Source organism: Pontibacillus salipaludis (genome assembly GCF_014642405.1).
Taxonomy (GTDB): Bacteria; Bacillota; Bacilli; order Bacillales; family BH030062; genus Pontibacillus; species Pontibacillus salipaludis.
This window is the reverse complement of the sequence record NZ_BMIN01000003.1, coordinates 151592-165725: the sequence shown is the minus strand read 5'-3', so window position 1 is coordinate 165725 and position 14134 is coordinate 151592. Positions and strand designations below refer to the sequence as shown.

At 40.1% G+C, this 14134-nt stretch carries 14 protein-coding genes; 1 reads left to right on the top strand and 13 read right to left on the bottom strand.

Going from position 1 to position 14134, the window contains the following annotated elements:
- Positions 1-96: 96 nt before the first annotated feature.
- The 3 genes from IEW76_RS04740 to IEW76_RS04730 all read right to left on the bottom strand — a co-directional run bounded on the left by IEW76_RS04740 (position 97) and on the right by IEW76_RS04730 (position 1923).
- Positions 97-330 carry a YrhC family protein gene (locus IEW76_RS04740; RefSeq protein ID WP_188651395.1) on the bottom strand — a complete coding sequence of 78 codons (234 nt, stop codon included), beginning with the start codon at positions 328-330 and terminating at the stop codon, positions 97-99.
- A 71-nt stretch (positions 331-401) separates the two neighbouring features.
- Positions 402-1094: a 5'-methylthioadenosine/S-adenosylhomocysteine nucleosidase gene (gene mtnN, locus IEW76_RS04735; RefSeq protein WP_188651393.1), complete on the bottom strand. Its 693-nt coding sequence runs from the start codon at positions 1092-1094 to the stop codon at positions 402-404.
- A 55-nt stretch (positions 1095-1149) separates the two neighbouring features.
- The gene (locus IEW76_RS04730) at positions 1150-1923 is read right to left on the bottom strand and encodes a YrrS family protein (RefSeq protein ID WP_188651391.1); all 774 of its coding nucleotides are present in this window, start codon (positions 1921-1923) and stop codon (positions 1150-1152) included.
- Positions 1924-2094: 171 nt separating this feature from the next.
- On the opposite strand from IEW76_RS04730, the gene IEW76_RS04725 reads away from it, so the two are divergent.
- Entirely contained in the window at positions 2095-2337 is a 243-nt protein-coding gene (locus IEW76_RS04725; RefSeq protein ID WP_188651389.1) for a hypothetical protein, read from the top strand.
- A gap of 7 nt (positions 2338-2344) precedes the next feature.
- Here IEW76_RS04725 and IEW76_RS04720 read toward each other — a convergent pair whose 3' ends face one another.
- From IEW76_RS04720 to IEW76_RS04675, 10 genes are all read right to left on the bottom strand, one after another.
- The gene (locus IEW76_RS04720) at positions 2345-4057 is read right to left on the bottom strand and encodes a peptidoglycan D,D-transpeptidase FtsI family protein (protein ID WP_188651387.1); all 1713 of its coding nucleotides are present in this window, start codon (positions 4055-4057) and stop codon (positions 2345-2347) included.
- Positions 4058-4678: 621 nt separating this feature from the next.
- Positions 4679-5155: a transcription elongation factor GreA gene (greA, locus tag IEW76_RS04715; RefSeq protein WP_188651385.1), complete on the bottom strand. Its 477-nt coding sequence runs from the start codon at positions 5153-5155 to the stop codon at positions 4679-4681.
- A gap of 185 nt (positions 5156-5340) precedes the next feature.
- Complete coding sequence (gene udk / locus IEW76_RS04710) at positions 5341-5973, bottom strand: uridine kinase (RefSeq protein WP_188651383.1); 633 nt, start codon at positions 5971-5973, stop codon at positions 5341-5343.
- Positions 5974-6120: 147 nt separating this feature from the next.
- Positions 6121-6759, bottom strand: a complete 639-nt coding sequence (locus IEW76_RS04705) for an O-methyltransferase (protein WP_188651381.1) — start codon at positions 6757-6759, stop codon at positions 6121-6123.
- A 120-nt stretch (positions 6760-6879) separates the two neighbouring features.
- The gene (gene mltG, locus IEW76_RS04700) at positions 6880-7998 is read right to left on the bottom strand and encodes an endolytic transglycosylase MltG (protein WP_188651379.1); all 1119 of its coding nucleotides are present in this window, start codon (positions 7996-7998) and stop codon (positions 6880-6882) included.
- A gap of 505 nt (positions 7999-8503) precedes the next feature.
- A complete protein-coding gene (locus tag IEW76_RS04695; protein ID WP_188651377.1) occupies positions 8504-8788 on the bottom strand; it encodes a DUF1292 domain-containing protein in 285 nt (94 codons plus the stop codon).
- A gap of 9 nt (positions 8789-8797) precedes the next feature.
- A complete protein-coding gene (ruvX, locus tag IEW76_RS04690; protein ID WP_188651375.1) occupies positions 8798-9217 on the bottom strand; it encodes a Holliday junction resolvase RuvX in 420 nt (139 codons plus the stop codon).
- Between the two features lies 1 nt (position 9218).
- Positions 9219-9485, bottom strand: coding sequence for an IreB family regulatory phosphoprotein (locus IEW76_RS04685; protein ID WP_036785619.1), 267 nt, complete (start codon positions 9483-9485; stop codon positions 9219-9221).
- Positions 9486-9575: 90 nt separating this feature from the next.
- On the bottom strand, positions 9576-12221 hold the full coding sequence (gene alaS / locus IEW76_RS04680) for an alanine--tRNA ligase (RefSeq protein WP_188651374.1): 2646 nt from the start codon (positions 12219-12221) through the stop codon (positions 9576-9578).
- A 380-nt stretch (positions 12222-12601) separates the two neighbouring features.
- Entirely contained in the window at positions 12602-13669 is a 1068-nt protein-coding gene (locus IEW76_RS04675) for an AI-2E family transporter (RefSeq protein ID WP_188651373.1), read from the bottom strand.
- Positions 13670-14134: the final 465 nt, after the last annotated feature.

Genomic DNA, 14134 nt, shown 5'->3' with positions numbered 1-14134 from the left:
TGCTTATCTTATTGCTAGTTCTAGGCGGAGGGTATTATTATTACAGGTTTGCTTAAACAACAAAAAAACAGATTCAATGAACATTGAATCTGTTTTTTATTGGGACTCCTGATCTTGTAATACTTGGCTACACTTCTTCCAGCGTAAAGTGAAGAAAAAAGCCGCTCCCATACTTACTGTAGTAAGGCCCATCATAAGTGCCCCGTAATCAGATTCAGTTAAATAAGTGGTAATAATTGTTCCAAGATAAAAATACACACTTAATATCAGCAACGTTATAATAAAACGAGAATAGTCTTCCATTCTTGCTTTCAAGTGATTTGTATTCAAGTAAAAAACCTCCCCCTGTGTCCATTATAATAACACGGATACAGAGAGAGGTGATTAGTGAAATATTGGAATTATAATTGACGAAGCATACCTTGAATAAGAGTTGCCGCATTTTTTCCGGCTGTCTCTAAATACTGATCAAATGACACATTAGATTCTTTCCCTGCGATGTCAGACAAAGAACGAATGATGACAAAAGGCGTCCCATAATGATGGCTTACTTGGGCAATCGCAGCTGCTTCCATTTCAGCAGCTTGTAATTGTGGGAACTTACCTCTTACAAATTCAACGCGCTCAGCTTCTTGCATAAACGAATCACCAGTTGCAATTAACCCTCTTACTGTATGAAGATCAGATAACTCCTCAGCAGCTTTTTCAGCAACTTGTACAAGTTCTTCACTAGGCTCATAAAAGGCAGGCATATCAGGTACTTGTCCGTACTCATAGTTGAAAGCAGTCACATCCACATCATGGTGGCGTACCTCAGAAGAAATAACTAAATCCCCTACTTTCAACTCCTTAGCAAACCCACCTGCTGATCCCGTATTAATAATATGAGTAGGTTGATAACGCTCATGCAAGATCGTTGTAGCCATCCCTGCGTTTACTTTTCCGATATTAGATTTCGTAAGAACGATGTCTTTTCCTTCTAATTGACCCTTATAAAACGTACAACTGGCTACCGTTTCTTCGTGTTCAATCGTCATGTTACTCTTTAATAATTCTACTTCTTCATCCATTGCTCCAATAATACCAATTGTCAATTCTATCTCTCCCTTTATATCCTAAACCGTCTTTTTTCGATACTTTCTACTCGTTCTAAGACTGAGACTTATATTTATTTTCTTTTATGACTTCTACCTTCATGGGTTTCCATCCTTTTCCTTCTACCCATGCTGTATACACTCGGTAAGTCTTTTTATCAGCTTTATCAGAGATCGTGGCTACAGCTGTTTGATTATCTCCACCATTGTGTACCCTCCATAGAGTAGAATTATCCTTTGAAAGCCCAGAACCCAGGTAAATTGACTCCACCATTTCATTCCAGTCTTGAGTCGTATCATCAAAGGTAGCTACATGTTTACCTTCTTGTTCCGTCTGAATCGCTTTCCATTTATCTTGATACACTTCAATAACATTATCTTCTTTAGTAACCGAAGGAATATCTATGTACTCGTCAGAATCTACGGTTTGTTTCTCTGTTCCTTCTTGTTCTTCAGATTCCTCTTCTGAGCCTGATTCTGAATCTGAATCTGAATCTGAATCTGAACGATCTTCTTCCACATCTGATGGTTGCTCATCTTTTGAAGTTTCTTCTTTGTCAGAAGGTGAATCCTGAGTTGTTTGAGTAGCCTCTTCTTTGTTGCCTTCCTGCTCTTTGTCTTCCTTATCAGAATCCGTTTGACCCGCTTCATCATTTGGACTAGCAGAATTCATATTTACCTGCTTGCCATCTTCCTTTGCCTCATTGCCTCCAAATGGCCACACAATTATCCCAATCAATAAGACTACAAATACCAAGGCCAAAGTACTAAAGCCTGTCACTAACTTCGTATTCTTACGTTTCTTTTCATAAAGATTCACTCGACTCATTCTTCTTCCCCCTTTGATTCATTATACTATGCAAAATGGATAGAACCAAGATTCCTAAGAAAGGTTTTGTGTTTTTTGTCGATTGTTTACTAATTTTGATGAATTGGAGGAATAGATGGTCTTTTGTCTAATATAATGATTAAAAGAATAGATAATAAGGTGGTGGACCAAATGAACGTGACTAACTTTAACAAGAAAGCTTGGAATTTATCTCATTTCAGCAAAATCGGATACTGTAAAGAAGAGAAACGTTTATGCATCTACTTCCTTAACGGGTTTACGATGGAAGTATACGATGTGGAAGAAAAGGTTGTGTTTGAATTTATTATCAGTTTAGAGAAAGAAGCATTTATACGAAATATCTTGGTATCACACTATTGCATCTCTTTCTATGCAACCCCATTGCACGCCTGAAGGGACCCTACTCAAAAGCTGGGTCCCTTCTTTTCATTTCTTCCTTATTTTCTTGCTCATATATATAGGAAACCATGTCTTTATATACTGAATAGGTAGGCTCTGCTTTTTTGGAATTCAGTGTAACCACAACCATGGCGTACTTTGGTTGATCGTAAGGAAAATACCCTGCAAACCAATGATGAAAAATCTGTTTCTTCATGCCATCCTCATTTTCCACTTCGGCGGTACCTGATTTTCCTGCTATGTTCAACCCTTGTAAACTACTGGCTGTTCCTTGTGCAGTAGGCACTTGTTGCAACAATTCTTGTAGCTTTAGAGCACTATATGAGGAAAGACGATTATCCAAATCCTTATGTTCAGGAAATTCGATAAACTCTGACCCGTTCTTATACAGAATATCCGTCACGCCACGTACTTCCTTCTTAATCCCATCAGATGCAATCGTCGCCATCATATTCGTCATAGATAAAGGACTCATCTTAACATCTAATTGACCAATAGCCGTTTGTGAAATAGCTAGTGGTACCCTTTTCTGTGGGTCAGCTCCCCATATTTGATTGCGATCTTCACGCCCAAATTGCTTAAAATCCTTGAGGCGGAATAGGTCTCCCTTCCAACCCACAAAATCTGTTATACCAAGCTTAGTGGCATAATTCTCAAGCACATCTTCATCTTGAGACATCATTTCATTGGCAATCTTAGCAAACGTGTAATTACAACTTTGCGCAAAGCTTTCTTCAAATGTTAAAAAACCGAGTGAACGACTTGGCTCTTTCCCTTCGTTTATACTTAAATTACAATTATATGTCTCTCGTATGTTTACGTTAGGGTGCTCAATGGCAGCAGCAGCGACTACTGTTTTAAATACAGAACCAGGAGAATAACTTTTTATCATATGATTTTCATATCTATTCGGGTCATTTGAATCCAATTGGGGACGGCTAACCATAGTGAGAACATTTCTTGATTCTATATCCATTAACACTAATCCCCCCTCCTCCATTCCTGAAGCATCAATTAATGCTTCAGCTTTTTGCTGGAGACCAAGATCAAGGGTCGTTTTAACCTGAACAGGATAATACGGATCTTGTTGTCCTAAATAGTTTACATTTAGTCCAAACAAAGGATCCCCTTTTCCATCTACATGATATAATAACTTTTCTTCATCTTTAGACGACAAGAATTCTTCAAATGTCTCCTCTAACCCCGACGCCCCTTTACCTCTTACAACCCCTAAAAAGTGTGTTGCCACTTCAGGGTCTCCTGGCCTCGCCCTATTCACTGAAATCATTCCCGGAAAATTAAGATCTTGAAAGCCTTCATATTCCTTTTCAGTTAATGTGCGACCTAGTTGATCTGACACATAAAAAGGCTCTTCACTCTGAGTAATCCATTGCTCCAATTTCCAAGAAGGTTCATTCACTAGTGCCGCTACCTCTTCAATCGGAACATCTATATCCTTAAGAAACGGAAAAAATACAACGTCTAATTGAGGAGGATTCGTCACTGAAACTCCATTATGATCCAGGAAGCTTCCCCTCCCATTATGGAGAAGAACAGACTGCGTACGTTGTTCTACACTTGCTTCTAATAAATTTACATCTTTCTTACCGAACTGCTCTGTTGAGAGTAATTGTATGTCAGCTAATCTATATAAAAGTACGCTAAATAAAATAATTAAACTTATGGCTACAACTATCGTTCGCTTCACCTTCACAACGCGTCACCTCACGCATCATTATCTCCAGTCTAATGACGCACTAAACCTCCCCTTATAAGGAAGATTTGAAGTTGAGAGAATGCTTCCGTTTGCTCAAATTGAGAATAAGGTGGTACGGTAAATCACTCGCTTTCCGCGGCGAGCTGGGAAGCCTCCTCGTTCGCTTTCGCTCTCTGTGGGGTCTTCCCTAGGCTCCTACTGCCGCAGGAGTCTCGCAATTTCCCGAACCACCTTTGCCATATATTGAGGGAACGGAAGCATGCTACATAAGGATAAGGGGGCAGATTGTTGAAGCACCACTATGATCCAGCTGAGGGGACGTTATACAACTTCTGATTAGGGGTGTCTGGGGAACGGGGAGACTCCTGCGGGAGAAAGAGGTCGACGAGACCCCACAGAGAGCGCAAGCGAACGAGGAGGCTCGACAGCTCGCCCGCGGAAAGCGAGTCGTTCCCTAGACACCCCTAACACTCAATAAACGTAACGGCCCCACACACAATAAAATGCCTCAGTTTTGAGTGTTTAACAATCCTCCTCTATCTTGTACACGATTAAAGAATAACAACATAAAAAAGCCCATTGGAGAGGGACTCCGATGGGCTTGTCTGTCTTTATTTACTATTCAACACTAATAATCTTAACGTTGATTTCGCCACCAGGTGTAGCGACTGTAACTTTTTCTCCAATGGTATGTCCTAAAAGACTCTTAGCCATCGGGGAGTCGTTTGAGATTTTTCCTTCAAACGGGTCAGCTTCTGCACTTCCGACAATCGTATATGTTTCTTCATCACCGTCAGGAAGTTCTTGGAATGTGACAGATTTACCAAGTGAAACCTCGTCACTATTTCCAGCATCGCTTTCGATGATTTCTGCATTACGTATCATATTTTCCACTTGGGAAATACGAGATTCCACAAATGCTTGCTCATCTTTAGCAGCGTCATACTCTGAGTTTTCGGAAAGGTCCCCGAATCCACGAGCAATCTTGATTCGTTCCACAACTTCTTGACGCTTTTCTGTTTTCAAATACTTCAGTTCGTCCTCTAACTTCTGCAATCCTTCTTCGGTCATATAATAGCTTTTTTCTTCAGACATCTTCAATCACTCCTTCATACAATACAAAAGAAATACCCAAATCCTTATATAAAAATGAGCGGCACAATAGCTGTGCGCTCAAACTAAACGTTATTATTTTATAAAAGAAATTGGCGTTCTAGAACTACTACCACATATCATGGCAGATTTTTAATCCGTTTTCAACAATTTTATCTATTTATGCTCTAATTTCCCTTTTCTTGGATAATGGTCTTGATTTTAGAGGCCATTAAGTCGATTGCAACATGGTTTTGTCCACCCTCGGGGATGATGATATCTGCATACCGTTTCGTTGGCTCTACAAATTGAAGATGCATAGGTCGTACAACGTTAATGTACTGCTCAATAACCGAGTCAATTGTTCTGCCTCTCTCTTTAATATCACGCAAAAGACGGCGAACAATACGCACATCTGCATCTGTATCAACAAAAACTTTTATATCCATTAAATCACGAAGACGTGGATCCTCAAGAACCATAATTCCCTCTAAGATGATAACATCTTTAGAATCAACTGGAATAACTTCGTCTGAACGTGTATGGATTTTGTAATCATACACCGGCTTTTCTACAGATTCTTTTTGAATGAGCTTTTTTACATGCTCGATTAATAAATCGTTATCGAAAGCGAGTGGATGGTCGTAATTGGTTTTCAGACGTTCCTCAAACGGTAAATGGCTTTGATCTTTATAATAATAATCTTGTTCCATCATCAAGATTGTTTTGTCGGTGAACTGCTGAATAATAGAACGGGTAACGGTTGTCTTCCCTGATCCAGTTCCACCAGCAACACCTATGACTACGGGCTTATCACTCATGCTGCTTCTCCTTTCGATTGTTCGTACGATTATGTTTCGAGGCAATAGAATGATCTAGTTCCTATCACCTTTCATACTGAGCTCATTAACTGTTCATCATTATGCTCAATATTTATATCACTAGAAGTACCTCTTATTTCTCTATCTCTATTTCTTTACACTAATAGCTACTCCATCTCCAACTGGAACTATTGTGGTTTGATAATCTGGATGCTGGACGAGCCATTCATTATAGGTTCGTATTTTACGAGCAATTTTTGCAATATTAGAACCATCATCTGGATCATCTGCAACAAAGCCTTTAAATAGTACATTGTCAGAAATTACCATACCGTTTGGTTCTAGTTCAGTCGTAAATAACTCGAAGAACCTTTGATATTGCCCTTTAGCTGCATCGATAAACAATACATCAAATGGCCCTTTTGCTTTCAAACTATCTGCTAAATCAAAAGCATCTCCAAATAATACATGGACACGATTTTCTAAACCTAGTTTATTTATATTGCGAACAGCTTCGTTATATCTTTGTTCATCTCTCTCAATAGATACAACTTCACAATCTGGATAACTCTTCGCCATTTGAATAGCAGAATATCCAATTGCTGCACCGATCTCTAATATTCGTTTAGGTTGTTTAATTCGAATCATTTGCTGCAAAAATTCTATACCTAAGGGTTCCATAATCGGTACATGATTCTCGGTTGCATAAGATTCTATTGCCACAATGTCTTCTTCTCTTTGGTCAATAGTTTGCATCAAATAGTGTTCTAATTTTGGATCGATCATACCTCTTTCCCCCCTTAACATAGAATTAAATCATATATTCCTGGTTTGTCACAACCCTCTTATTTTAGCATAAAAAAAGTAGGAAATGCGAGAGGTTTTCCCCTCACATTCCTACAAATCTTAATTAATGTATTTATTTTTCTTTTTGTTATGCTCTTCTAACGTTTCAGAATAGTAAATCGTACCATCTGAAGATGCTAAGAAATATAAATTGTTTGAATCCAATGGGTTTACGGTGGCTTCAACTGCATTTTCTGCAAAGTTCGAAATCGGCCCAATTGGCAAGTCTTTTACGTGATAGGTGTTATAAGGTGATTCCACTTCTAAATCTTCGTACAATACTCGATCTTTATGTTCGCCTAATGCATACAACACCGTTGGATCTGTTTGAAGAGGCATCCCTTCTTCTAAACGGTTATAGAACACTTCCGCAATTTTTTGGCGATCTTTTTTGGTCTTGGCTTCATTTTCTACCAAGGAAGCCATTGTAACCCCTTCATGAACGGTTAATTCACGTTCTTTCATATTAGCGATATAAGGTTCGAGAACCTTTTCTGTTTTATTAATCATTTTCTCTACTATTGCCTTTACCGAAGGATCTTCTTCATAGAAATCATAGGTTGCTGCAAATAAATATCCTTCCAGAGGCGTTCTGATCTCAGGATCTAGAATCGCTTCCGTTAGAATAGATGGATGTTTATCAATTAACGATTCAATATACTCAGGATCATTCACTTGCTTCATAAATTCTTCTTTTTTTATACTCGTCTTTTTGGAATAAATATCAGCAATTTGTTCAACCGTTTTTCCTTCTGGAATGGTTACCGTTAATAAAGGATCTTTTACCACTTTACCTGTCTTTAATGCTTCAATGAGATCCTCAAGCGTCATAGCTTGGGTGAAGGAATATTCACCTGCTTGGAATCCTGATTCGTTTTTAAACTTCACATAGAATCGAAACACACGGCTATCCTTAATCACATTTTGTTCTTCTAAAATGGAAGCAATTTGTGACACGGAAGAACCTATTGGAATTTCTACCTTTTCTTTTGTCGTGTCATCTGGGTCTACCGGTTCTAAAGCGGAGCTTATGTAGACATACCCCGTAATCCCAACAACAGCTATTACCGTTATAACTACAGCGAGTACGATGGCTACGATTTTACGAACAGTTTTCGCTTCCGCACTACGCTTGGTTTGGTTATCTTTCATTGGATCATCATGATTCGACGAAGACATGACATTTCCTCCTTCCATCCGCTATATTATACTATAATTCCCCTTTATGTTTCTATCATTTGCTGAAAATTTACATCTTTTGATATTTATTTTGTCGTATTCAGAAAACTTGAAGTTGAGACATTTTATAGTGTTTGAGGCCGTTACGTTTATAAGAGCAAGGGCAGGCTTGGGGACAACTCGCTTTCCTGCGGGGAGCTGGGAAGCCTCCTCAATCGCTACGCTCTCTGCGGGGTCTCCCCTAGGCTCCTTCTCCCGCGGGAGTCTCGCAGTCCCCAAGCCTGCCCTGACGTTAATTAGATGAACGGACGAAAAGAAAGTGAGATTTCCACCAAAGCCGCCCACCCTGTGACAACTTCGAACGCCCACGTCGTGTGCAGCCCCGAAAAGCGAGTCGTTCCCTAGACACCTAACATTTAATAAAAGTAACGGTCCTATCCTTACTAAAATATCCCGGCCTCATATTGGACATAAAAAAGAGGCCCTTGTGGGGGCCTCTTTTTTGTTATTCTTGTTCGTCTACTAGTGTGTTTAGTACTTCTTCAACCATTTCCCACTCTTCGTCAGATTCGATCTGGTATAGAGCTAGGTCATCGTCGTCGTTTTCTTTTTCTTGGTAACGGAAAGCAAATACTTCAACTTCATCGTCTGATTCTTGTTGCTCTGCTGGAACCACGGCGATATAAGAGTGACCTGTTTGGTCTACATCGAAGCTGAATAGTACTTCAAATAAATGTTCTTCACCGTTTTCATCTGGAATAATAATTCGCTCTTTTTCTTCTAAACTCATCGTAACACCTCAATTTGAATTAGCATCTAAATAACTTTGTAAAATCATTACAGCAGCCATTTTATCAATGACTTTTTTTCGTTTACTACGACTAACATCTGCATCTAGCAACACGCGTTCTGCTGCCATTGTAGTTAGTCGCTCGTCCCATAAAACCGCTGGAACGTTGAAGTAAGCTTCTGACTTTTCTGCGAAGACTTGAGAAGCTTCACCTCTTGGCCCAATCGTACCATTCATGTTTTTCGGAAGTCCAATAACTAGTTTACTCACTTCATGTTCTTTCATGTATGGTTCTAGTTTTTTAAAGGCATCTTCATACTCACCTTCTGTCCAGCGAAGGGTTGTTAACCCTTGCGCTGTCCAGCCAAAAGCATCACTTACTGCGAGTCCTATTGTTTTTTCTCCTACATCTAAAGCAATTGTTTTCATGTTAACCCTCTTGTTGTTGTTCTAGATAGAATTTCACTAGTTCTTCGATCAATTCATCGCGTTCCATCTTGCGAATTAAATTCCGAGCATCTTTGTGACGAGGAATGTAAGCAGGATCCCCGGATAATAAATATCCCACGATCTGATTGATCGGGTTATACCCTTTTTCCCTTAGAGCTTCATGAACCGAAAGCAAAACCTCTTTCACATTTTCATCAAACGGTTCTTCTGGAAAATTGAATTTCATTGTTTTATCCATGGAACTCATACAATCACCTCTCTATAGATGTACCCACATATCGCTTACGTGTAAGCTTCATTTTGAGAATACAGCTAGTTTTTTACTATCTATTTCCTATTATCCTTGATTTGCAACGGTTTGAACATATGTTTTTGCATAGTTTACCGCTTCTTCTACTTGATCAGGATTTTTACCACCAGCTTGTGCCATGTCTGGACGGCCGCCTCCGCCGCCTCCACACCTGGTCGCTACTTCTTTGATTAGATTCCCTGCGTGATATCCTTGATCGATTAGATCTTTTGTTACACCTGATACTAACTGTACTTTACCATTGTTAACAGATGCAAGAAGAATAATGCCTGAAGATACTTTTTGTTTTAAATCATCTAACATATTCCTTAGTGCATTCATGTCGGATACGTCGACTTGCTTAGCTAATAGGGAAACGCCTTCTACTTCTTCAAATTGGTCTAAAATAGAAGATGCTTCAAGGTTAGATAATTTAGCAGAAAGAGATTCTTTCTCTCTTTGTACTTCTTTCATTTCTTGATATAATCCTTCAATACGGTCTGGAACAGTGTCTGGTTTCGTTTTTAATAGGTCAGCTGCTTGGTTTAATAGAACTTCTTTTCCGTTCATAAACTCAAAGGCACCTTTTCCGGTAACAGCTTCTATACGACGAGTACCAGCGCCTATGCCAGATTCCGCAATAATCTTAAACAAACCAATTTCCGCTGTATTGTATACGTGGCAACCCCCGCATAGTTCTACAGAGTAATCGCCAACTTTAACAACACGCACTTCATCTCCGTATTTCTCTCCAAACAGAGCCATCGCGCCCATGTCTTTCGCTTCTTGCAAGGTATGGTTATCGATTGCAACGGGTATGGACTCCCATACTTTTTCATTCACAGCTGTTTCAATCTGCTCGATCTCTTTTTCAGAAACGGATCCAAAGTGAGAGAAGTCAAAACGCAAACGATCACCCGTTACAAGTGAACCAGCCTGATTAACATGTTCACCTAGAACATCTTTAAGAGCTTGGTGCAACAAGTGGGTCGCTGTATGGTTTTTAACAACGTGAGAACGATTACCACGTTCTACTGTCGCTCTTACTTGTTCATCTTTTTGAATCGTTCCTTCTTGAACGATCGCCCGATGTAGGTTTTGACCGTTTGGCGCTTTTTGAACATCTTGGACTTCTAGTGTTGCAGATTCCGTTTGGATATATCCTTTATCGGCAATCTGTCCACCACTTTCTGCATAGAAAGGAGTCTTCTCTAGGAAGATATAAACCTCTTCACCAGCTTGTGCCTCAGATGCGAAATCTTTATTCTTCACAAGCTCTGTAATGGTGGTATATGTTTCAAGATTGTCATAGCCAACAAATTCACTAGCTACTGTTACTTCTCCCAGCACACCTTCTTGTACAGACATAGAGTCTACTTTCTGACGAGCATTACGAGCGCGTTCTCTTTGACGTTCCATTTCTTGACGGAAGCCTTCTTCATCAAGAGTGAATCCTGCTTCGTGCACATATTCCTCCGTCAACTCTTTAGGGAACCCGTATGTGTCATATAAGCGGAACACTTCTGTTCCAGGAAATACACTCTTCCCTTTGGCTGTTTCTTCTTTAATAATTTCTGTCAAAATGGATAAACCATCGTTTAACGTTTCATGGAAGCGCTCTTCTTCATTTTTGACAACCGTCTCAATAAAGTCTTGTTTTTTCTTCACTTCTGGATAGAAATCTTCCATGATGTCTGAGACATGTTCAACTAACTTAAACATAAATGGTTCATGAATACCAATTTGTTTAGCATAGCGAACTGCGCGACGAAGCAAACGACGAAGCACATATCCACGACCTTCATTGGAAGGAAGCGCTCCATCTCCAACAGCAAACGTCACGGTACGAACGTGGTCTGCAATAACTTTAAAAGAAACATCTTTCTCCTCGTCTTTACCATATGTTGTATCAGCTAGCTTTTCAGTATGCTCAATAACTGATTTGAATAAATCTGTTTCAAAGTTTGTTGGAGTATCTTGAATAACAGAGACGATACGTTCTAGCCCCATCCCTGTATCAATGTTTTTCTTAGGAAGTGGTGTATACGTGTCATCTGGATTGTGGTTAAACTGGGAAAACACCAAGTTCCAAATCTCAAGGTAACGCTCATTTTCCCCACCTGGGTATAGCTCAGGGTCTTTTGGATCGTTTCCGTATTTTTCACCACGATCATAGAAAATTTCTGTGTTCGGACCACTTGGGCCTTCACCAATATCCCAGAAATTCTCTTCAAGACGAATGATGCGCTCTTCCGGTACACCTACGTCATCTTTCCACATGTTGAAGGCTTCATCATCTTCTGGGTGAACCGTTACGGATAACTTCTCTGGATCAAAACCAATCCAATCAGGGCTCGTTAAGAATTCCCAAGCATATTCAATGGCTTCTTTCTTGAAGTAATCGCCGATTGAGAAGTTCCCTAGCATTTCAAAGAATGTATGGTGACGCGCTGTCTTACCTACATTTTCAATGTCATTCGTACGGATGGACTTTTGCGCGTTTACAATGCGAGGATTGTCAGGGATCACGCTACCGTCAAAATATTTCTTTAAAGTTGCTACCCCACTATTAATCCAAAGTAGTGTTGGGTCTTCGTATGGAACAAGAGATGCACTAGGCTCAACGCTGTGTCCTTTCTCTTTAAAGAAATCAAGGTACATTTGGCGCACTTGTGCAGAGGTTAATGTTTTCATGGAAGGGGCCTCCTTATTATTTCGAATACAATCACGTATAGATCGAGTATGTACAATTGAACATAAAAAACTCCCGTCCTGCATTATATGCAGGGACGAGAGTTATCGCGGTACCACCCTGATTATGAATTCATAAAGGAATTCATCACTTCATGTAGAGAATATTGATCCTCTACCTTCACTATAACGGAGCGAAACCCGGCAGTGTTTACCTGCACTCAGGAATTAGCGTTCCATAGCCCTTCACCTAAAACTCCTTCCAGCCAAGGGAGTTTCTCTCTAGTCAGATGGTCTGCTATGTACTCGATCCTTCTACGTATTGTTTATCCGATTCTAGTCATTTGTTTATGCCAAAATTATAGAAAACAAAATGCGAAATGTCAACGTTCTTGCCGAAACATCTTTGTATGATGAATAAGGACTCGAATAATGGTGAGAACTGGAACAGCTATAATCATACCGATAATGCCACCGATCTCTCCTCCAATTAACAGAGCAAAGATAATAAGGACTGGGTGCATGTGAAGACTCTTTCCCACAATAAATGGTGACAATAAGTTACTTTCTATAAGTTGAACGATAAATACAGCAATAACGACGAAAAGCACCATTTTCGTCGACATCGTAAATGCAATCACCACCGCTGGCACTGCCCCAATAATCGGCCCAAAATAAGGAATAATGTTCGTAATCCCCATAACCCCTCCAAGTATTAAAGGGAACTTCATTCCAATCAACCACAACGCCAACATTGAAATCAAGCCAACAAATAAACACACAAGAAGCTGTCCACGAATGTAACTTCCTAAGCTTTTATCTATATCACGTAAGACTTCTTTCCCCTCTTCCCGATACCGCTTTGGGGTTAATTTATAAAGCGTTGTAGACATAATTGGATAATCTTTCAACATGTAAAAAACGAGAACAGGAATGACCGCAAGAATAATGAATACATCAAACATACCTGTTAAACGGTTTCCAATAGAAAGAATGAAATCCTCACCCAGTTGTTCTACATTGGTTAACATGACATCCATGCGGTCATGAACAGTCTCTGGCAGGAACGACGTACGTTCATACACCTCATAAATCCACTGTCTATACGTTTCGACAAACCCAGGCAAGCTTTCACTTAAGCCTTTAATCTGCTTTAAAAATAACGGATAAGCTTTATATACCACATATCCAATTCCACCAAAGAAGAAGATATATATAATCGTTATTGCAAGCCAACGCGGAACATTACGATGATATAACCCCTCTACTACAGGATGCAGCAAATAAGCAATACACAAGGACACGATGAATGGGATAAAAAGACGAAATAAAATTTGTAAAAACGCCTCATAAAAAGGAAAAAGTTTTACAATTAAATATACGATTAATAACACTAACAACACTAATACAGACCTATAGATCCATTGAAGCGTTAAAGATCCTTTCCCCATACATTTTTCACCCCACTCTCCTATTTATATTAGGTTGAATGGTTTATGAAGCTTTTATACCTATCGCTTACAGATTTTCTAGCAGAGCTTTTAAGGACCGTTACGTTTGATGAGTGATTGGGCTTGCTCGGGGACAACTCGCTTTCCTGCGGGGAGCTGGGAAGCCTCCTCGTTCGCTGACGCTCTCTGTGGGGTCTCCCCTAGGCTCCTTTCCCCGCGGGAGTCTCGCATTCCCCGAGCAAGCCCTTACGTTTAATTAGGTTAACGGACCCGCTGTCACACCTGATGACCCTAACCCCCCTCAAATTGCTTGTTTTCGTTCACCCTAATCTGGAAAAGGTGGGCCTGGAAACTGCGAGACTCCCGTGGGAAGAAGAGCCTAGGTGAGACCCCGGATCCCGGCCCTGCCGGGTGAGGAGGCTCACCAGCTCCCCACAGGAAAGCGAGTGGTTTCCAGGCCCACCT

What these genes read in the sequence shown, in the direction of transcription:
- IEW76_RS04730 (WP_188651391.1), bottom strand. Translation starts at nt 1,923, where the DNA reads ATGAGTCGAGTGAATCTTTATGAAAAGAAACGTAAGAATACGAAGTTA.
- IEW76_RS04725 (WP_188651389.1), top strand. Translation starts at nt 2,095, where the DNA reads ATGAACGTGACTAACTTTAACAAGAAAGCTTGGAATTTATCTCATTTC.
- greA (WP_188651385.1), bottom strand. Translation starts at nt 5,155, where the DNA reads ATGTCTGAAGAAAAAAGCTATTATATGACCGAAGAAGGATTGCAGAAG.
- udk (WP_188651383.1), bottom strand. Translation starts at nt 5,973, where the DNA reads ATGAGTGATAAGCCCGTAGTCATAGGTGTTGCTGGTGGAACTGGATCA.
- IEW76_RS04705 (WP_188651381.1), bottom strand. Translation starts at nt 6,759, where the DNA reads ATGATCGATCCAAAATTAGAACACTATTTGATGCAAACTATTGACCAA.
- mltG (WP_188651379.1), bottom strand. Translation starts at nt 7,998, where the DNA reads ATGTCTTCGTCGAATCATGATGATCCAATGAAAGATAACCAAACCAAG.
- IEW76_RS04695 (WP_188651377.1), bottom strand. Translation starts at nt 8,788, where the DNA reads ATGAGTTTAGAAGAAAAAGAGCGAATTATTATTCCAGATGAAAACGGT.
- ruvX (WP_188651375.1), bottom strand. Translation starts at nt 9,217, where the DNA reads ATGAAAACAATTGCTTTAGATGTAGGAGAAAAAACAATAGGACTCGCA.
- IEW76_RS04685 (WP_036785619.1), bottom strand. Translation starts at nt 9,485, where the DNA reads ATGAGTTCCATGGATAAAACAATGAAATTCAATTTTCCAGAAGAACCG.
- alaS (WP_188651374.1), bottom strand. Translation starts at nt 12,221, where the DNA reads ATGAAAACATTAACCTCTGCACAAGTGCGCCAAATGTACCTTGATTTC.
- IEW76_RS04675 (WP_188651373.1), bottom strand. Translation starts at nt 13,669, where the DNA reads ATGGGGAAAGGATCTTTAACGCTTCAATGGATCTATAGGTCTGTATTA.